The sequence below is a fragment of the Streptomyces sp. A0642 genome, from assembly GCF_004795105.1.
Lineage (GTDB): Bacteria > Actinomycetota > Actinomycetes > Streptomycetales > Streptomycetaceae > Streptomyces.
The window spans coordinates 25,669-44,647 of sequence record NZ_SSBL01000011.1 but is presented as its reverse complement, the minus strand read 5'-3'; the positions used below and the strand labels follow the sequence as shown (position 1 = coordinate 44,647).

Annotated in this window: 16 protein-coding genes; 8 read left to right on the top strand and 8 right to left on the bottom strand. The window is 71.2% G+C overall.

The genetic code is table 11. The annotated features are described in order from the left end of the window. Positions 1-129: 129 nt before the first annotated feature. From E6R60_RS20025 to E6R60_RS20010, 4 genes are all read right to left on the bottom strand, one after another. Positions 130-780 (bottom strand): ATP-binding protein, encoded by a 651-nt coding sequence (locus E6R60_RS20025; RefSeq protein ID WP_136327970.1) that lies wholly within the window; start codon positions 778-780, stop codon positions 130-132. A 44-nt stretch (positions 781-824) separates the two neighbouring features. Beyond that, entirely contained in the window at positions 825-1,670 is an 846-nt protein-coding gene (locus E6R60_RS20020) for an adhesin (protein ID WP_136327969.1), read from the bottom strand. A 135-nt stretch (positions 1,671-1,805) separates the two neighbouring features. Next, positions 1,806-3,650, bottom strand: coding sequence for an MFS transporter (locus E6R60_RS20015; protein WP_136327968.1), 1,845 nt, complete (start codon positions 3,648-3,650; stop codon positions 1,806-1,808). Between the two features lie 283 nt (positions 3,651-3,933). Then, on the bottom strand, positions 3,934-6,621 hold the full coding sequence (locus E6R60_RS20010; RefSeq protein ID WP_206309471.1) for a serine hydrolase: 2,688 nt from the start codon (positions 6,619-6,621) through the stop codon (positions 3,934-3,936). A 194-nt stretch (positions 6,622-6,815) separates the two neighbouring features. On the opposite strand from E6R60_RS20010, the gene E6R60_RS20005 reads away from it, so the two are divergent. From E6R60_RS20005 to E6R60_RS19995, 3 genes are all read left to right on the top strand, one after another. Then, positions 6,816-7,538, top strand: coding sequence for a GPP34 family phosphoprotein (locus E6R60_RS20005; protein ID WP_136327967.1), 723 nt, complete (start codon positions 6,816-6,818; stop codon positions 7,536-7,538). 259 nt (positions 7,539-7,797) lie between these two features. Beyond that, positions 7,798-8,667 (top strand): helix-turn-helix transcriptional regulator, encoded by an 870-nt coding sequence (locus E6R60_RS20000; protein WP_136327966.1) that lies wholly within the window; start codon positions 7,798-7,800, stop codon positions 8,665-8,667. Positions 8,668-8,931: 264 nt separating this feature from the next. Then, a complete protein-coding gene (locus tag E6R60_RS19995) occupies positions 8,932-9,138 on the top strand; it encodes a DUF397 domain-containing protein (RefSeq protein WP_136327965.1) in 207 nt (68 codons plus the stop codon). Between the two features lie 146 nt (positions 9,139-9,284). Here the strand turns inward: E6R60_RS19995 and E6R60_RS19990 are convergent, their stop codons facing one another. After that, complete coding sequence (locus E6R60_RS19990) at positions 9,285-10,154, bottom strand: hypothetical protein (protein WP_136327964.1); 870 nt, start codon at positions 10,152-10,154, stop codon at positions 9,285-9,287. Between the two features lie 79 nt (positions 10,155-10,233). On the opposite strand from E6R60_RS19990, the gene E6R60_RS19985 reads away from it, so the two are divergent. Next, positions 10,234-11,016 (top strand): SDR family oxidoreductase, encoded by a 783-nt coding sequence (locus tag E6R60_RS19985; protein ID WP_136327963.1) that lies wholly within the window; start codon positions 10,234-10,236, stop codon positions 11,014-11,016. A gap of 386 nt (positions 11,017-11,402) precedes the next feature. Next, a complete protein-coding gene (locus E6R60_RS19980) occupies positions 11,403-12,974 on the top strand; it encodes a sodium:solute symporter family protein (protein WP_136327962.1) in 1,572 nt (523 codons plus the stop codon). Positions 12,975-13,068: 94 nt separating this feature from the next. Here the strand turns inward: E6R60_RS19980 and E6R60_RS19975 are convergent, their stop codons facing one another. Together E6R60_RS19975 and E6R60_RS19970 are read right to left on the bottom strand one after the other, a co-directional pair. Beyond that, complete coding sequence (locus tag E6R60_RS19975; RefSeq protein ID WP_136327961.1) at positions 13,069-14,184, bottom strand: ADP-ribosylglycohydrolase family protein; 1,116 nt, start codon at positions 14,182-14,184, stop codon at positions 13,069-13,071. A gap of 128 nt (positions 14,185-14,312) precedes the next feature. Next, positions 14,313-14,621 carry a hypothetical protein gene (locus tag E6R60_RS19970; RefSeq protein ID WP_136327960.1) on the bottom strand — a complete coding sequence of 103 codons (309 nt, stop codon included), beginning with the start codon at positions 14,619-14,621 and terminating at the stop codon, positions 14,313-14,315. Positions 14,622-14,760: 139 nt separating this feature from the next. Between E6R60_RS19970 and E6R60_RS19965 the strand changes: the two genes are divergently transcribed. Further along, entirely contained in the window at positions 14,761-15,585 is an 825-nt protein-coding gene (locus tag E6R60_RS19965) for a helix-turn-helix transcriptional regulator (protein WP_136328100.1), read from the top strand. Beyond that, complete coding sequence (locus E6R60_RS19960) at positions 15,582-15,785, top strand: DUF397 domain-containing protein (RefSeq protein WP_136327959.1); 204 nt, start codon at positions 15,582-15,584, stop codon at positions 15,783-15,785. Before E6R60_RS19965 ends, E6R60_RS19960 begins: the two co-directional genes overlap by 4 nt. A 375-nt stretch (positions 15,786-16,160) precedes the next feature. On the opposite strand, the gene E6R60_RS19950 is transcribed toward E6R60_RS19960, so the two are convergent. Continuing rightward, entirely contained in the window at positions 16,161-17,141 is a 981-nt protein-coding gene (locus E6R60_RS19950) for an alpha/beta hydrolase (RefSeq protein ID WP_136327958.1), read from the bottom strand. A 354-nt stretch (positions 17,142-17,495) separates the two neighbouring features. On the opposite strand from E6R60_RS19950, the gene E6R60_RS19945 reads away from it, so the two are divergent. Then, the gene (locus E6R60_RS19945; protein ID WP_240802630.1) at positions 17,496-18,965 is read left to right on the top strand and encodes an FAD-dependent monooxygenase; all 1,470 of its coding nucleotides are present in this window, start codon (positions 17,496-17,498) and stop codon (positions 18,963-18,965) included. Positions 18,966-18,979 lie beyond the last annotated feature (14 nt).

Here is an 18,979-nt window from a genome sequence, read left to right as displayed (position 1 = left end):
CGCGCTCCGAAGGCAGTTCGTCTCCCCGGTCCGGAAGGGGCCTTCCGGCGTCACCCTCACGCCGCTCGTGGCCCCCGGGACCGTCCCCCTCAGCCCGCACGCCGCTCGTTGGCCCCGGGACCATCCCCCTCAGCCCGCACGCCGGTCAGCGACCTCGACGGTCAGATCCGGCCACGCCGTCGCCCACCGCATCAGCTCGTCCACCGCCACACCCGCACGGTCCCCTGGCCCTGTCCCTGTCCCTGCCCCCAGGCGTCCAGCAGGGTGGAAGTGGACCAGCGTGCCCGTCGTGCCGTCGTCGTCGACCGGGTCCAGACCCGATACGGGGACCCCGTGCGCGTAGCGCTGGGACCAGGACCCGTTGCGGCGGCGGTTGGTGTGGACGAGGTGCTCGCTGAGCGCCGCGACGACGGACATGCCCCGCCGCGGGTGTCCGTCGGGAAGGGTCTGCACCTCGGGGTGAGCGAAGAACCGCAGGTCCTCCGTCGCCATCACGGGCTTCTTCACGGTCTCACCCCGCTCGTCGCGGCGCGTGTCCGTGCCCCGCCCGTCGTCCGCCACGGACACCGAACCGTCGGCGTGCAGCGTGACGAGGGCGCGGCCCCCGCCGTTGCACTCCGCCTCGTCGGCGGCGTACGCGAGGACTTCGAGGATCAGGTGCCCCGTGCCGCCGGGGGCGAACGCGGCGGGGCCGCGCCGGATGCCCTCCAGGTGTCGGAGGTCGACGGTGGCCGCCCAGTCGTGCGTCGTGTTGCGCCAGGTGGTCCGCGTACGGTTCATCCGGGCATCATCCACCCCTGGTCAGCCAGGCGGCACCCGCCTCCTCAGCGGCAGGACACCTTCAGCTGTGCCGCCGCGTGGTGCGCGCCCACCAGCTGTGTGCTGCCCCAGTCCCGGCCCCGGTCGATCAGCCGGACCGCGAAGGTGTCGCCCTTGACCGGGTAGCTGTTCACCTCGACCGCGCTGCCCCGGTGCAAGGTCTGGCGTACGGCGAAGCCCGTGTACGCCGAGTCCGCGTTCGCCGGGTCGGAGAGCACCCGGTAGACGGTGGGGTCCCCGGCGACGTCCCGGTCCCGGTCCGAGCGCGGGACGAAGACGGTCAGCGCACACTCCCGGAAACCGGACCCCAGGTGCCAGGACCAGGTGGCGGAGTTCCCCCCGTCCGCGTCCGGGCTGCCGGACATCGGGACGGCGCTGAACCGGCCGTCGCACGAGCTGCCGTGGAAGCCCCCCGAGGCGACCGTGTACCAGCCCGCGTCACCGTTCTCGAAGCGCCCGTACTCGCGGTACTCCCCCGTCGAGCAGCCGGGGCCCGCCCACGCCGTGTAGCGGTATCCGGGCCGGCCCGGGGGCGAGGACGAGGCGGAAGGAGAGGCGTCGGCTGCCGGGCCCGCCGCCGAGGGGCTGATCCGGACGGGAGCGCCGCCCGCCCGGTCGCCGGCCCCGGTACCCGCCCGGCCGACCGCCCCGGTCCGGGTCTCGCCGCCCGCCGACGCGAAGAACGACACCGCCGTCACCAGGGAGCCGGTCAGCACCACCACCCCCGCCGCCAGCCAGGCCTTACGGCTCGTCGGCAGCGTGGATATCCGGCCCGCGAGCGTCTCCCGGGCGATCCACGCACCGTCCCCGCCGCCCGCACGCGTCACGGAGTCGCAGTCGGGGCAGGTCATACCGGGCAGCGCACCACGTCGCTCGCCGCCGCACAGTTGGCACCTCATGGCAGCACACCCTGCCAGTGCCGCGTCCCCTCAGGGAGGGCTCGTACGGAATTGGTCCGGCCGGTCCCGCCGACCGCCGCGCGGCCGTCAGCGCAGTTCGTCCGGGCACGGCGTCCCGGGCTGCAGCTGGTACGGGGCTCCGAGCCGGTAGACACCGGGGCGTGGGGCGAGCAGTTCCGTCCACTCGTCGCCGTGCTCGTCCTCCTCGACCTTGATCAGGCAGCCGTTCGTGTTGGCGAAGGACTTCGGGGTGTCCTTGTCCGCACGCTTCTTGGACGCCTCGGTCTCCTGCGGCCGCTCCAGGCTCCTGCCCTCTTCGTCGACGACGGCGAGCCAGGGCGAGTACGGGATGCGGATCAGGACCCGGCCCGCCTTCCTCACGTGGATGGTCAGCTCGCCGGCGCCGGCCTCGTCGACCGTCGCCGGCGGGTCGGCCATCGGCACGGGGCTGTCGACCGCGAAGAGCCGCCAGTTCTCGTCGGACCAGATCGCCTTGAGGTACGGCAGCCCCTTGTCGACCAGCGCCGCCTCCTGGGCGGCGCCGCTGGAGTCCGGGTCGCCCGTCGGCAGCACCACGTAGTGCACGGCCCAGCGGTCGAGCCACTCGCGGTAGTTCACGGTGTTGAGGGTGTCGTCGTAGAAGAGAGGGTTGCGCTCCATGTCGGCCTGCCGGTTCCAGCCGCGGGCCAGATTGACGTAAGGCAGCATCGCGGCCGCCTCCCGGTGGCTGCTCGGGGGCACCACCTCGACCCGCCCCTTGTCCGCACCCACCTTCTGGAGCTGGTCGACCAGCGGGGCCATCTCACGCGTCCAGGACGCGGTGGGCGCGGTCCGGACGATGTCGTCGACGCCCTTGAACCCGATCCAGATGTTCAGCCCGGCGAACGCGAGGAGGACCGCGTACCACTTACGGGAGCGGGGCACGGTGTACGGCAGCGCGGCCAGCAGCACCACCCCGGCGAACAGCATCACCATCCGCGAGACGTTCGAGCCGATCTGCGAGTCGATCACGTACGTCAGCAGCGTCCCGATGCCGTACACGGCGGCCGCGGTGCGCACCGTCTTCCAGTCGCCCGGCACCAGGAAGAAGATGAGGCAGGCGAAGATGAACGGCCCCGACAACGTCGCGACCGACATCGGCTGCGTGCCGGAGAACGGGAACAGCCACGCCGACAGCGCCACCACCACGACCGGCGCCAGCCCCAGGGCGTACGCACCGGGGCGCCGCTTGTTCAGGAACAGCGCGGCCGCGATCACACCGAGGAAGAGCCCGGCCACGGGACTGCCCGCCGTCGCGAGCGCGGCCAGCGGGGCGGCGACCGCGGCCTTCGCCCAGCGCTTGTAGCGCCAGCGGTGGGGCCAGCAGAACACCGCGGCCGTCGCGCCGACCGCGAACATCATGCCGAGTCCGAAGGTCACCCGGCCCGACAGCGCGTTGCACAGATACGCGAAGACACCGGCCATCGAGCAGGCCAGCGGATTGCGCACCGCCTTCACCCGGTACAGGATCAGCGAGGTCAGCCCCGCCGAGACCGTCCCGGCGATCATCATCGTCGTGCGGACGCCGAGCAGGGACATCAGATACGGCGAGACGACGCTGTAGGAGACGGGGTGCATGCCCCCGTACCAGGCCAGGTTGTACGCCGTCCCCGGGTGCCGGCCGACGAACTCGGCCCAGGCGTCCTGGGCGGCGATGTCGCCGCCGCTGTTGGCGAAGAAGAGGAACCAGAGCATGTGGACGGCCGCCGCGACCGCGGTCGTCAGCAGGACCGGGTGCCTCAGGCAGCGCTCCTTGAAACCGACGAACCAGCCGGTGATCCCAGAGGGTCCGTCCGGTCCGTCCGGTCCGTCCGGTCCGTCCGGTCCGCCGGCGCTCCTCGTGGAGGGCGCGGAAGACGTGCTGCTCGCCCGTGTCGGCTCGGCCGTGCTCACTGCGACTCTCCCCGTCCCTCCCCGGACGCGTTGGAACCGCCGGCTTGCCTGCTCGGGTCTCATGGGCGGAAAGACGCGTTCCAGGGTCCACGCGTTGCCCCCGGGACGCTAACACGCACGTTCTCGTCGGCGCCCGGAAAGAGCCCTCGAAGGCCCGTGAGGTGCCTCGCACGACGGAGCGGGGAGCCGGTGCCGCACGAGGGAGCGGGGACGGGGGGCGTGCGACGGAGCCGGGGACGGTGGTGCCTCGCAGGGCGCCACCGGTCCCCGGCCGCAGGGAGCGTCAGTTGATCCGGGTCAGCTTCTGGCCGAAGTCCGGATCCTTGAGGTCCTGCTGGAGAGCGACCGGGGCGCTGACCTTGCCGGGGCCCGTCCCCACGGTCACGACGCCGACCTTCGTGCCCGCCGTCATGCTGCGGGTGATCTCCTTGCCGTTGCCCTGCACGGACAGCCGCACCTTGAGACCCGCCCAGCCCTTCGCCTTGAGGTCACCGGTGGCGACCAGAGGCGTACGGCCCCCGAACCCGTCGTCGACGTACCCGACGACATCACCCTTCTTGACGACGGTGGCGGACGTCACGGCCTTCTGCGCGTCCTGGATCAGCTTGAGGCTGTTGTTCAGCGACATCAGCAGGCTGTCGTACGGCTGGCCCGTGCCCGCCTGCTGACCCATCACGGCTCCGTAGATCCAGAGCTTCTTGCCGTCCACGACCGTGTTGGCGGACCAGACCAGGTTGCCGCCGGCCGGCGTGGAGGAGCCGGTCTTGATGCCGCTCACACCCGGCTTCAGCAGGATCGTGTTGTTGTTGTAGATCGTCCCGTCGATGCCGTCGATCTTGATCTCCGGCGTGTCGACGATCTCGCGCAGGATCTCGTTCTGCATCACGGCCTTGGCCAGTTTCAGCTGGTCGGTGGCGGTGGAGACCGTCGTCTTCTTCAGACCGCTGGGGTCCGTGTACGTGGTGTCGTTCATCCCGAGGTCCTTGGCCGCGGCGTTCATCTTCGCGATGAACTCGGACTCGGAGGAGTCCCAGCGGGCGAAGAGGCGCGCGGCGTTGTTCCCCGAGGGGATCATCAGGAGCTGGAGCAGCTGCTTCTCGGTGAACTGCTGTCCCTTGCTGATCGGGGCGGTGGACTCGTCGCCCAGCTTGGACTCGTCCTCCGCCTGCTGGTCGACGGTGATCTTCTCGCCCGTCTCCTTGCCGCTGAGCGGGTGCTCCTTGAGGACCACGTACGCCGTCATGATCTTGGCGACGCTGGCGATGGGCGCCGGCTTCTGCGCCCCGGCCGAACCGAGCGAGCCGACCCCGTCCACGGTGACCGCCGACTGGCCCTGTTCCGGCCAGCTGAGGTTCAGGTCGCCGCCCTTGAAGGTGTACGCCGGCTCCGCCGTCATCGTGAGCGCGGGCGTCGGCAGCGGGCGCACCATCTGCACGATCGCAAAGACGATCAGCAGCAGGAGGACCAGCGGGGTCCAGATCTTGACCCGCCGCACGGCCGTGCGGACCGGGGTCTCCGGCGGCGGCGGGGTGTTCGTCAGCTCCGCGAGCAGGTCGAGCGGCGGCCGGGGCGGCATCGGCTGCTGCCGGGTCCGCTCGGCCTCGCCGAGCGACACGGCCGGCGGCTGCTGACCGGCGGAACCGGCGGCGGGCCTCTCCGGCGCACGGGGAGCGGGGGCCGGGCGCACGTCGTCCGCACGCAGCGGTACGAACTTGCTGGTCCGCTCGGCAGGGGCCTCCGGCCGGGACCCCGTCTCCGGTTTCGCCGGCGGCCGCGTGATCTTGAGCGCGGTCGTCGGCTGGTCGACGCGGGGCAGCTTCGGCGCCTTGAAGACGGCCGTCGCCTGATCGATTCCTCGCGTGTCCCCGGCGGGCTGTGCCTCGTCGCCGGATTCCTCGCGGCTGCGCGGAACGCGCGCCTCGGAAGCGGTGCCGGAAGCGGTGTCGCGGTTGTCGGCCTCGCGGTCATCGGCCTCGTCGTCGGACCCGGCATCGTCGGACCCGGCATCGTCGGACCCGGCGTCGTCCAACCCGGCGGACGCGGCCGTTGCCTCGTCGGCCCCGGGCGTCTCGTCGGCCTCCTCCGGCTCAGGCTCCGAAGCAGCCGCGTCGTCAGCCTCCGCCCCAGCCGCGTCGTCGTCGTGGGACTCGGGCGCAGGATCGCCTGCGGCACCGGCGTCGGCATCGGGCACGGCATCGGCAGCGGCACCCGCACCGGCTTCCGGGGCGGGTTCCGCACCAGGGGCCGGCGCGTCACTCGCGTCCCCGTCCTTGGACACCCACGCGGCGACGGCGGCACGCAGCCGCGCATCGCCCTGCTCGGGCTCGGGCTCGGGCTCGGGCTCGGGCTCGGCGGAAGGTTCCGCGACGGACTCGGCCGGCTCGCCGTCCGGCTCGACGGACTCCGCGCGCTCACCCGCAGGCTCGGCGGGCTCCGCGGCAGGCGCGGCGGGCTCCACGGCAGGCTCCGCGGACTCCGCGTGCTCGCCGACAGACGCGGCGGGCTCCTCCGCCGGCTCCACGTCGGCCCCCACGGGCTCCACAGGCTCCTCAGGCGCCTCCGCGGCGTCCTGCGCGGCCTCCGAGGGCCCCGCAGGGCTCTCAGGGCCTTCTGAGGCCTCTGCGGCCCCTTCGGCGGCCAAGGTCGGCTGCGGCTCCGGAGAAGTCACCGCCTCCGGTTCCCCCTCCGGTTCCCGGGCCTCGTCCGAAGCGGAGACACCGGCCTCGCCCGAAGCGGAGGCACCGGCCTCGGCACCCGCCGCTTCCGCAGCCGTGCCCTCGGCGTCCGCCGCGCCCTCCGCCGCCGCCTCGGGCCGCGGGGTGCGGAAAACGGCCGTCGCCGTGTCCGCGCCGTCTCCGGGCTCCGCCGGAGAGGCCGGTTCACGGAACACGGCAAGACGCGGATCGGCGTCGCTCCGAGTCGTTCCCGACGACTTCTGCTGCTCCGACTTGTCGGGGGACTCGCCCGCCACCGATGCCTCCTCCATGCGGCGCGGGGACATCCCCGCGCTGTCCGAACCATCTACCAGTGTCCCGTGTGAACCCTTGGCCGGGCTGCTAGACGAGAACGACATACCTACTGGTTCCCTCACAAAGCACCCAGGCGCTCTCGACAGACAGATGTGAGAGGGGTCACCCTGTCACTCATCCACGCGGGGAGGCATGGATGGGCAGGAGCCGCAGAACAATTCCGGAGGAGCTTCTGCTGCTCGCTCTGGACCCGACCACGGGTACCACAGCGCAGCCGCAGTCGCTCGACCTCGGCCTCGCCGGAGCACAGCTAGTAGAGCTGGCTCTGGCAGGACGGATAGCCCCTGATGGGGATCGTATCGCCGTGGTGATGCCACGGCCGACAGGAGATCCGACCCTGGACTCCGCACTGGAACTGCTGCGCAGACGCGGCAGCCCGGTCCGGGCCGTCCACTGGATCGGCGGACCCCGGCTGGGGCTCCGCCAGATTTACCTCGCTCATCTGGAGCGGTGCGGCATGGTGCATGCCGTGGCGGGCCAGATGTGCGGAGTGCTGCCGACGACTCGCTACCAGGCGACGGACACGGCAATCAGCCGGGACATCAGAGCCAGGCTGGACAGTGCGATCCGCACCGGCGTACCGCCGGACCCGCGGACCGCGGCGCTCGCCGCACTGGCCCACGCGGTCGGACTCGGCAAGCACCTGTACCCCGGGAACGAGGGGCGCTCCTCGCGCTCCCGGCTCCGGGACCTGATCAGGCACGACCCGATGGGCGGTCTCGTGGCGCATGCCGTGATGGACGTCCAGAACGGGGCGGTCGTACAACCGCGCCGCAACCAGGCGGCCGGCGTTCCGTTGCAACAGCAAGTGCAGTCGCAGTCACGCCGCGACAGCATGGCGCACACCGCGGTCCACTAGGAGGGCCGCACGGGCGTCGACGCAGCACCCGCACCACCCGCTTCACCCAGCACCACACCGCACCACAGCGACAACCGCATACCGCCGCGCCGTCGTCCCCACAGACCCGGTTCGGGAGCCGCACCAAGCGCGGGGCAGCCGTTACCACCGGCTGCCCCGCGCCGCTGCGTGTGGGCGTTTTCCAGCGCGGCCGGGGCGGCGGGTGGCAATCTGCTGAGCAGTAGATACGCACAGCTACATAGCCGGAGGTGCCGTTTCCGTGCCGTCCAACGTCAATCCCACCGTCAGGCGACGCCGGTTGGGTCAGGAATTGCGCCGACTGCGCGAGGTCAAGGGCATGACGGCCGAGGAGGTCGCGGAGCGGCTGCTGGTCTCGCAGTCCAAGATCAGCCGCCTGGAGAACGGCCGCCGTTCCATCAGCCAGCGCGACGTGCGCGATCTCTGCGGGGTGTACGAGGTCGAGGACGTGCGCATCGTCGACTCGCTCATGCAGATGGCCAAGGACTCCCGCCAGCAGGGCTGGTGGCACGCCTTCGGCGACATCCCGTACAGCGTCTACATCGGCCTGGAGACCGACGCCGAATCGCTGCGGGTGTACGAACCCCAGGTGATCCCCGGCCTGCTGCAGACCCGGCAGTACGCCGAGGCGCTGATCAACGGCGCGTTGCCGGAGGCCCCGCCGTCGGACATCGACAAGCGCGTCAGCGTCCGTTCCCGCCGGCAGGACCGGATCACCGATCCGGAGCACCCCCTGCGCCTGTGGGCCGTCATCGACGAGTCCGCGCTGCGCCGGCTGGTCGGCGGCAAGCAGGTGATGATCGAGCAGCTGGAGCGCCTGGTGGAGCTGTCGCACCTGCCGCACGTGACCGTCCAGGTGCTGCCGTTCGACATGGGCGCCCACCCGGGCATCAACGGGCAGTACGCCATTCTGGAATTCCCGGACGCCGCGGATTCCAGCGTGGTCTATATCGAGGGCGTCACCAGCGACCTCTATCTGGAGAAGGCGCATGACGTCCAGCGGTACAGCGTCATGTACGAGCACCTGAGGGCGCAGGCGCTGAATGTGGAGCAGACCCGGCATTTCATCGAGGGGATCGCGAAGGAGTACACCCGCCTGAACACGGAGTGAACTCCCCGGCACAGGGGCCCTGCTCCCCCTGGACGGGCGTGTAAACCAGCCAGCCCACAAAGTCCGGTATGGGAATAATGAAGCGATGTTACGGGTGGGGCGACGGCACGGTACACCGTCGCCACCTCGTAACGGAAGACCTGCAGGGTAGAAGCCATCCGGTCGAGTGAACGGCCCCTCCACGCGGCGAGCTTGGCGAGTAGCGTCGATCACGCCAACGGGAAAACCCGTGGCGCTCGCACAACTCTTTGAACCGGAGTGAACATGGCCATTCGTCAGGGTGCTACGGAAAACTGGACGAAGTCGTCGTATTCCGGGGGCAACGGCGCCTGCGTCGAAGTCAAGTCCCCTCTCGTGCAAGCGATTGCCGTACGTGACTCGAAGGCCCCCGAGGGCCCTTCGCTCACCTTCGTCCCCGGTGCCTGGACCGCCTTCGTCCGCGATGTCGCCAAGGGCTCCGCCGACATCTGACCGATGTTTTCCTTACGCCGTATCGCCGCGCCGATCCAGGTGCTGCCGGTGGCCCTCTCGCCCGGTTCGCCGTCCTGGCCGAGAGGGCTCCCCGCGCGAGGCCGGGGAGCGGGACCGCCGCACGGCGGCACCGTCCGCCGCTCGCTTCAGCGCAGCTGATCGACGTACCGGTCCGTTCCCGGCACGGTCGGGACGAACGGCGCCACCAGCTCCACCCGCCCCAGACCCGAGTCCGCCACCGTCGCGTCGAGCCCGGCGAAGTGCTCCGCCCAGCACGCTCGCGGATCCTCCTGGAGGAACCAGAGCAGGGTCAGCCGGGTGTCGACGCCCTCGACCTGCTTCACATAGGTCATCCGGTCGCCCGGCAGCGGCGTGGGACGGAACACCGTCACCATCGCCGCGGGCGACCCGCTGAGCCGCTTCGGCAGATGCCGGGTGCGCAGCCACTCCAGCAGTTCGGCCCGCTGCCCCGGCCCCTCCGCGTCGATCACCTGAAGGACCAGTCCGCGGTACGGATGGTCGAGCGCGTGGAAGTCCCGCGGCCCCGCGGCCCCGTCCCGGTAGACCGTGGCCTCGTGGTCCTGGAACGCCGTGAAGACGTGGGTCCGATCCTGGTAGACCCGGCCGTCGCGGTTCAGCCGCTTGTTGATGCCGACGGTCCACCTCATGTGGTCGTCATAGCGCCCGTCCGTCACCCAGTACGTGGACAGGTAGCACCCTGCTCCCACGGGCTGCGCGACGGCGGAGGTCTCCGGGTAGCGCAGTTCCTGGAGCTCCCGCGTGGCCACCCAGCGCCGGCCGGCGAACATCCAGGGCATCGCCATCGCGCCTGCGTAGTAGTGATCGTCCTCGTACCAGCGGTTGTACGCGAACTCATGGCCGGGGTGTGGCTCCACCATGGTGATCAGCGCGTGGCCGGGACGGACTCCGTAGGGCCCCCGTGCCGCCAGCTCGGCGTACGCGTCACTCCGCGTCCCGCCGTCCCGCGCCCCCTCACCCTTCGCTCCCTCGCTCATGCCGTTCCCCTTCCGTACTCCGCCGGAGGGACCTACTCTGACGCCCCGTCAGAAAAAGTTCCAGAGCCGGGAGGCGCCGATGTTGCTCGCGGGGAAGACCGTCGTGGTGTCCGGGGTCGGAGCCGGGCTCGGGCATCGGATAGCGGCCGCGGTCGTGCGCGACGGGGGCAACGCGGTCCTCGGGGCGCGTACCGCCGCCAACCTCGCCAAGTCGGCCGGTGAGATCGACCCCGAGGGGCTGCACACCGCGCACCGCGCGACCGACATCACCGACGAGGGGCAGTGCGGGGCGCTCGCGGCGCTGGCCGTGGAGCGGTTCGGGCGGATCGACGCGGTGGTCCATGTCGCCGCCTGGGACAGCTACTTCGGCGGCGTCGAGGACGCCGATCTGGACACCTGGAAGGCGGTCGTCGACGTCAATCTGCTCGGCACCCTGCGGATGACGCGCGCCTGTCTGCCCGCCCTCAAGGAGCGGGGCGGCTCGGTCGTCGTCATCGGGACGCAGTCCGCGGTGGCCGCGCCGTCCCAGGTGCGGCAGGCGGCGTACGCGGCCTCCAAGGGCGCGCTCACCTCGGCGATGTACTCCATGGCGTGGGAGTTCGGGCCCCACCGGATCCGGGTGAACACCGTGCTGCCGGGCTGGATGTGGGGGCCGCCGGTGCGGGCCTACGTGCAGTTCACCGCCCACACCGAGCAGGTGCCCGAGGCCGAGGTGCTGGGGAGGCTCTCGGGGCGCATGGCGCTTCCCGAGCTGGCGACGGACGGCGATGTGGCGGATGCGGCCGTCTTCCTGGCCTCCGACCGGGCACGGGCGATCACCGGGCAGTCCCTGCTGGTCAACGCAGGCGAGCTGATGCGCTGAGGCGCGGGCGCGGGGACGCGCCGCGCGGGGAGTTCGGCAGTGTCGGCTCTCCTCCTTCTCGGCCGCACGGGACCCGCATCCCGTGCGGTCTTTCTGTGCTCTTCGGCGCTCCTGGACGTTCTCTGTTCTTCTGCACAGCCTGACGAAGTGCCCGATCATCGTGTGGCCGCCGTCACGTTCACGACAACGGCTTCGTTGGTCAAGAACACGTAAAATCGTTCGTCTTGCTGATCTGCGTTCACATCCCTGACCGCTGAAGACCTTGACCGAGGGACCGAACAGGCGGTTCAATCCCCGAAGTCCCCGCTTCCCGCACGGGGGCCCCGCTGACCGGCCGTACTGACGAAGTGCGTACCCGTTCACAAGGCGGACCCCAGGAGGGGGATATGAACAGTCTCGACTGGGTCGTGCTCATCGGCTACTTCGGCGTGATGATCGCGATCGGGCTCTGGTCCCACAAGCGCGTCGACAACGTCAGCGACTTCTTCACGGCCGGCGGGAAGATGCCGTGGTGGCTCTCCGGCATCTCGCACCACATGTCCGGCTACAGCGCCGTCATGTTCACCGGATACGCCGGCATCGCCTACCAGTACGGCGTCACCTCCTTCGTGACGTGGTCCCTCCCCATCGCCATCGGCATCGGGATCGGCTCCAAGCTCTTCGCTCCCCGGCTCAACCGGCTGCGCTCGCGGCTGCACGTCGCCTCGCCGCTCGAATACCTGAAGAACCGCTACAACATCCAGACCCAGCAGGCGCTCGCCTGGTCCGGTCTGCTGCTGAAGATCGTGGACGTCGGCGCCAAGTGGGCGGCCATCGCCACCCTGCTCTCCGTCTTCACGGGCATCACCCTGACCCAGGGCATCTTCATCACCGGTCTCATCACGGCCGTCTACTGCACGGTCGGCGGTCTGTGGGCCGACGCGCTCACCGAGCTGGGGCAGTTCGTCATCCAGCTGTTCGCCGGCATCGCGATGCTCGTCACCGCGATGAGCAAGCTGGACGGCTTCAGCACCCTGTGGACGGTCTGGGACAAGCTGCCCGAGGGCCACACGGACCCGACGGCCGGTCCGTACACCGTGACCTTCCTGCTGGCGTACCTGTTCATCAAGACGTTCGAGTACAACGGCGGCATGTGGAACCAGGCCCAGCGCTACATGGCCACGGACTCCGCCGCCTCCGCGACCCGCTCGGCGCGGCTCTCCGCCCTTCTGTGGCTGGTCTGGCCCACGGTCCTGTTCTTCCCGATGTGGTGCGCCCCGCTGCTCGTCCACGCGCAGAAGCCGGACGCCTCGGACAGCTACGCGCTGATGACCGAGCAGCTGCTGCCGCACGGGCTGCTGGGCCTGGTCGTCGTCGGCTTCTTCTCGCACACGATGGCCATGTGCTCCTCGGACGCCAACGCCATCGCGGCGGTCTTCACCCGCGACATCGCGCCGGTCTTCTCCAAGGCCGCCCGCAACTGGAGCGAGCGGGCCGGCCTGATGGCCGCGCGGCTCTCCACGCTCGGCTTCCTCGGCCTGTCCATGGCGCTGGCGACGCAGATCAACTCGCCGACGTTCAAGGACATCATCTCGGTCGTCATCAAGTGGGTCGCCGGTCTGATGGGCCCGATCGCGATCCCGTTCATGCTCGGCCTGCTGCGCAGGTTCCGTAAGTCGGGACCGACGGCGGCGCTCACCAGCTGGGCGGCGGGGCTGCTGGCCTTCTACTTCACCAACTACAACTTCGACGGCTCGGTGAAGACGGACGTCGCCCTGCAGTACCAGGTGGCCCTGCCGCTGGCGATCTCGCTGGTGCTCTACGTCGTCATCGGCTTCATCAAGCCGGAGGACACCCCGGAGCGCGACGCGATCATCGAGCGGATCAACTCGGACGGCGACGGCCCGGCGGCCGGTGCGGGCGTTCCGGCGCAGGGGGGTCCGCAGGACGTGGCGGTCGCGAAGGGCGTGAAGGACTGACGCCTGCGGCCGTACGGGGGTGAGGGGCGGGTGGTACGGACGGATGCGGCGGCTTCCGTGCGGACGGCCCGCCCCTCCTCCCTGTTCCGGGGGTTCAGCCGCGCGGGTAGCGGGCCAGCCAGCCCGGGGCGGCCGCGGCCGGGCTGTGCAGGGCGGGTCCCTGCGTCATCTCCATGGCGAAGTCGTCGGCCAGCTCCAGGAGCGTGGCGCGCCCCTCCAGCTCGGCGAGCCAGGCCGGGGGCAGCGCGGTCTCGCCGTGCAGCGCGCCGAGCAGCGCCCCGCACACCGCCCCGGTGGCCGCGGACGGGCCGCCATGGTTCACGGCCAGCCGCAGGCCGTGCCGGATGTCCTCGCCGACCAGGGCGCAGTACAGGGCCACGCCGAGGACCTCCTCGGCGGAGTCCGTCGCGCCCAGCGCCTCGATGAGGGCGGGCCCGGGGATGCCCTGGCGCACGGTGCCGAGGGCCTGCTGGAGCGCCTCGGTGACGGGTTCGTGGCCGGGCCGCTCGGCGAGGAGCGCCAGCGCGTGCTGCACGGAGCCGTCCAGGGTCTCGCCCCGCGCCAGACCGTGCACCATCACGGCGAGGGCGCCGGCGGAGAGCAGGGCGGTGGGGTGGCCGTGGGTCTGGGCGGCGCACTCGACGGCCAGCTGGAGCACGAGCTGCGGCTCCCACCCGACGAGCAGCCCGAACGGGGCGGAGCGGGTGAGCGCGGCCGAGTCGTGCGCGGCGGGGTTCTTGGGCCGGTCGAGGGTGCCCATGACCGTGTCCCCGAAGCCCCCCAGGCATTCCCGGGTGGGCGCTCGGCGGGTGTAGAGCCACTCCTGCCCGGCGAGCCAGCCGTTGTCCTTGCGCCGCTCGTCGGGGCCCCAGTCGTGCTGGGTGGCGGCCCAGCGCAGATGGGCCTGGTGCACGTCGGTGGGCGGGTGCCAGGCGCCGGTGTCGCGGCGGACCTGGGCGCGGATCAGCCCGTCGACGGTGAACAGGGTGAGCTGGGTGACGGCGGTGACACAGCCGCGCCCGCCGTGTGCGGGGACGAAGTCGGTGACGGCGTCGGCCCCGTGGGCCTCGCGGATCTCCTCCAGCGTGAGCCCGCTGACGCCGGCCCCGAGCGCGTCGCCGATGGCGCCGCCGAGCAGTGCGCCGCGCACCCGGCTGCGGAAGTCCTGCTGTTCGGCACGGCCCCAGACAACCGTGGTCCCTGAGCCCACCGTGCCCCTCCCCGTCTCCCGGTCGGTCCGTTCCCGTGTGCGACTGCGCGGTAACTGCGGAGCACTGTAATCGAACGCGGACGGGGCCGACGGGGGCGGAACGGTATGTACGAAGTGGCTGGTTCGGTTCAGTTTTGCGCGGCAATCTCCGGGGATTCCCCGTGCATCCGGTGCCCCCTGCTGCGTGCGATCCGCAGGACGTCCCCCAGCGACTCGGTGGCCCGGGTGAGCGCGAACCGCACCGCCCGCTCCCCCGCCGCCCGGTCCGCCAGGACGGCGCGCGACCCGGCCCACACCTCCTCGCCGCACTCGATCTGCTCGGCCTCCATGTCGTCGGCCAGCCGCGACATCCGGCTGTCGGGGTCGTCGGTGCTGAGCCAGCACGGCTTGCCCTCCGGGGAGGTCCAGGGAAGGAGACGGGGAGGAAGGTCGGCCATGACTGCTCCTGACGGCCGGCGGGCGGTGGGTCCCACCGGCGGGTGACGGTGACGGATCGTGCTCCGATGATGACGCTCCCGCCGTACGCTCGGGCAGGTGGACACGATTGCCCGCGCGCAGGACAACGGAGGGCCGCCGATGACCGAACTCACGCCCACGGACGAGGAGTCGGGGCGCGCCGCTCTCGGCCGGGCCCTGCGCTACCTGCGCGAGAAGGCCGGCCTGTCGCTGGGCCAGCTCGCCGAGAAGACCCGCTACGACAAGAGCTACCTCTACCGCCTGGAGGTGAGCCAACGGCTCTCGAAGCTCGCGGTGATGGAGGACCTGGACCGGTTCTACGACTCCGGGGGGCTGCTGGTGCAGCTCTGGAAGGTGGCGCGCAAGGAGGTCTTCAAGGACCGGTACAAGGAGTTCATGCGGCTGGAGAACGTGGCACGCATCATGTGGATGTACCAGCTGGCCGTTCCGGGCCTGCTCCAGACGGAGGAGTACGCGCGGGAGGTCCTGTCGGCGTCACAGACATCCGACGACAAGGCGGAGTTGATCGAGGAGCAGGTCGCGGCGCGCATGAGTCGCCAAGACCTGTTACATCGCAGCCCGGCACCCCAGGTCCGTGTGATTCTGGATGAAGTCGCTCTCCGTCGCCCGACCGCCGATCCGCAGGTCTGGGTGGACCAACTGGCACACCTTGTCGACGTCACACGACTCCCGTCCGTCGTACTGCAAGTCCTGCCTTTCACCGCAGGAATCCACGGATTGATGGGCAGCCACCTGTGGCTGTTGTGGGAGCGGGACGGCAGCTCGGTTGCCTACGTGGAGGGCAACGGATTCGGCGAGTTGATCGACGAGGCCGACAAGGTCGCCGACTATCGGCTGTCCTACGATCGGGTCCGAGACCGGGCGCTGTCCCCGTCGGACTCAATGGCGTTTATCCGGGGCGTCTTGGAGGAGCACAGACCATGAACCGTACGCTCGACCTCTCCACCGCAAACTGGCGCAAGTCCAGCTACAGCGACGGCGGTGGCACCAACTGCGTCGAGGTGTCGGACACCTTCCCCGCCCTGGTCCCGGTCCGCGACAGCAAGACCCCCACCGGCCCCGCGCTCGTCTTCAGCACGGCGGCCTGGTCCGCGTTCGTGACGTACGCGGCCGGTCGCCGCTGAGACCGGCCCCCGGGCAGGCGGGCCGAGCGGCCGGGCGACATCTCGTTGTGCCGTCGCCGCCTGGGCGCGTGCCCGGGGCTGGGCGCTGTGGAAGGCGCTGCTGAACCTGACCGGGCTCCCCGGCGCGGACGGGGAGCGGGCGGCGGCCGAACTGCGCGTGATCGAGGCGGTCCTGGCCGACCACGACCGGGCCGGCTGACCGGGACTCCTGCCCGGCCTGAACACCCGGGACGGCCGCGCCCCGGAGCGGGATCCGCCGGCCGGCCGACGCCACGGGGGTGACCCCCCGTCGGGGCCCTTCACGGTGGCTGCCGAGCCGATGCGTCTCCCCGCCCCAGGGCGGCAGGACCGCTCCCCGCCCCAGGGCGGCACGTCTCAACCGGGCAGCTCCCCCAGCCAGTCGGTGAGGATGCGGTTGACCTCGGCGGGGCGCTCCTGCTGGATCCAGTGGCCGCAGCCGTCGAGGATGTGGGAGGAGACCAGGCCCGGCAGCGTGACCGGGTAGGCGTCGATCGCGTCGGCCAGCCAGGTGGTGGAGGCGTCCAGACCGCCGCCGATGAACACCGAGGGCTGGGTGAGGGGGGCGCCGGCGTGAGGGGTGAGATCCTCCCAGTCGCGGTCCATGTTCCGGTACCGGTTCAGTGCGCCGGTCAGGCCGGTGCGTTCGAACTCGGCGGCGTACACGTCGAGATCCCGCTCACCGAGCCAGCCGGGCAGCCGGCCGCCGGGGAACCGGTCGCGCAGTGTCCCGCCCTCGCTGACGAAGTGCGGGTCCGGAGCGCCGGCCGCGGGCATGGTGCCGGCGGACAGCGCCGCGTAGAAGCCTGCGAGCCAGCCGCGTACATCGGGTTCGATCTCGGCCTCGGCACGGCCGGGCTCCTGGAAGTAGGAGACGTAGAACTCCTCGCCCCCGCCCATCCGGGCGAAGACACTGGTGGGCCGGGGGCCGCCGGGCGGGGTGTAGGGAACGCTCAGCAAGCCCACCGCGCGGAAGACCTCCGGCCTGAGGAGGGCGGAATGCGCGGCGATGGTGGCGCCCCAGTCGTGGCCGACGACCACGGCCGACTCCTCGCCCAGGGCGCGCACCACCGCGGCGTTGTCCTCCACGAGTTCGGTCATCCGGTACGCGTCCGTCGCGGCCGGCTTGGAGGAGCGGCCGTAGCCGCGCACGTCGAGGGCGACCGCCCGGTACCCCGCCGCCGCCAGGACCGGCAGCTGGTGACGCCAGGAGTACCAGGACTCCGGGAAGCCGTGGACCAGCAGGACGAGCGGCCCGGTTCCCTGCTCGACGAGGTGGATCCGGCCGCCCGGCGATGCGACCGACCGGTGCGTGATCTCCGAGCTGTGCGGTGCCATGCGTCTCCTCCAGGTGCGGTCTCCGCGCGGGGGTGCGGCTGCTGTGCGTCAGGGCCGGCTCCGGCGGCCGTCGCCGCCCCGTCGCCTCCGAACCGATCATGCGCACGGCGCCCGCAGGGGGGCGAGTCCCTTTGCCGTTACGGCAAAGGCGCGTCACAGGGGCTCCCGGAAAAGAACTGGACGGCCGAATGCCCGGGCCTATAGTTGGCCGTCGACCGTGACAGCGCCCGAGGAGGTGAGACCCATGAACGCAGTATCGATGTGGGTGCTCCCCCTTTCCGTCATGGCCGCGCGATTGACGTAGGTGTCGCCGGGAGCGCCACGCCCACCAGGCACTCCCGAAAGGCACCACCTGTGAACTCATCGCATTCCAGCGCCTCGTACGACGTGATCATCGCCGGTTGCGGGCCGACCGGCGCCGTGCTGGCCGCCGAGCTGCGGCTGCACGACGTGCGGGTCCTCGTCCTGGAGAAGGACACCGAACCCGCGTCGTTCGTCCGCATCGTCGGGCTGCACATCCGCAGTATCGAGCTGATGGCCATGCGCGGAATCCTGGAGCGACTCCTCGCGCACGGAAGGAAGCGTCCGGCCGGAGGATTCTTCGCCGGTATCCCCACGCCCGCCCCCCAGGGCCTGGATTCCGCCCACGCCTATCTGCTGGGCATCCCGCAACCGGTCCTCGTCGGTCTGCTGGAGGAGCACGCGGTCCGGCTGGGTGCCGAGGTCCGGCACGGTCGTGCCGTGGCCGGCTTCGAGCAGGACGACGACGGCGTGACCGTCGAGCTGGCCGGTGAGGGCGCAGCCGGTGAGGGCGTCGAACGGGTGCGGGCGCGCTATCTCGTCGGCTGTGACGGCGGGCGCAGCACCGTACGCAAGCTGCTCGGCGTTGGCTTCCCCGGGGAGCCCTCGCGCACCGAGACGCTGATGGGCGAGATGAAGGTGGGCGTGCCGCCGGAGGAGGTCGCCGCGAAGGTGCGCGAGATCGGCGGGACGGACAAGCGGTTCTGGCTGAGGCCCTTCGGCGAGGGAGCGTACAGCGTCGTCGTTCCCGCCGAGGGAGTCGTCGACCGTGCGGTGCCGCCGAGTCTGGAGGACTTCAAGGTACGGCTGCGCGCCGTCGCAGGCACCGATTTCGGCGTGCATTCCCCGCGCTGGCTGTCCCGCTTCGGGGACGCCACCCGGCAGGCCGAGCGGTACCGGAGCGGGCGGGTGCTGCTGGCCGGCGACGCGGCCCACATCCATCCGCCCACGGGCGGGCAGGGCCTCAACCTGGGCGTGCAGGACGCGTTCAACCTCGGCTGGAAACTGGCCGCACAGGTCCGCGGATGGGCCCCGGAGACGCTGCTGGACACCTACCAGGCCGAACGTCATCCGGTCGCCGCGGACGTGCTGGACAACACGCGCGCCCAGATGGAACTGCACTCCCCCGAACCGGGCCCGCAGGCCCTGCGCAGGCTGCTCACCGAGCTCATGGACATCGACGAGGTGAACCGCCGCCTCACCGGGAAAATCGCCGCGATCGACATCCGCTACGACCTCGGCGGAGGCCCCGACCTGCTCGGCCGCCGCCTGCCCGACCTCGACGTGGGGCAGGGCCGCCTCTACGACCTGCTGCACCGGGGCCGCGGACTGCTGCTGGACCGCACCCGGCGCCTGAGCGTCGGCGGCTGGGCGGACCGGGTCGATCACCTCGCGGACCCCGGCGCGGTACTGGACGCCCCCTGCGTCCTGCTGCGGCCCGACGGCCACGTCGCCTGGGCCGGCGACGCCCAGAAGGAACTGGACGAGCACCTCTCCCGCTGGTTCGGCGAACCGGCCGGCTGATCCCGCCGCACGAC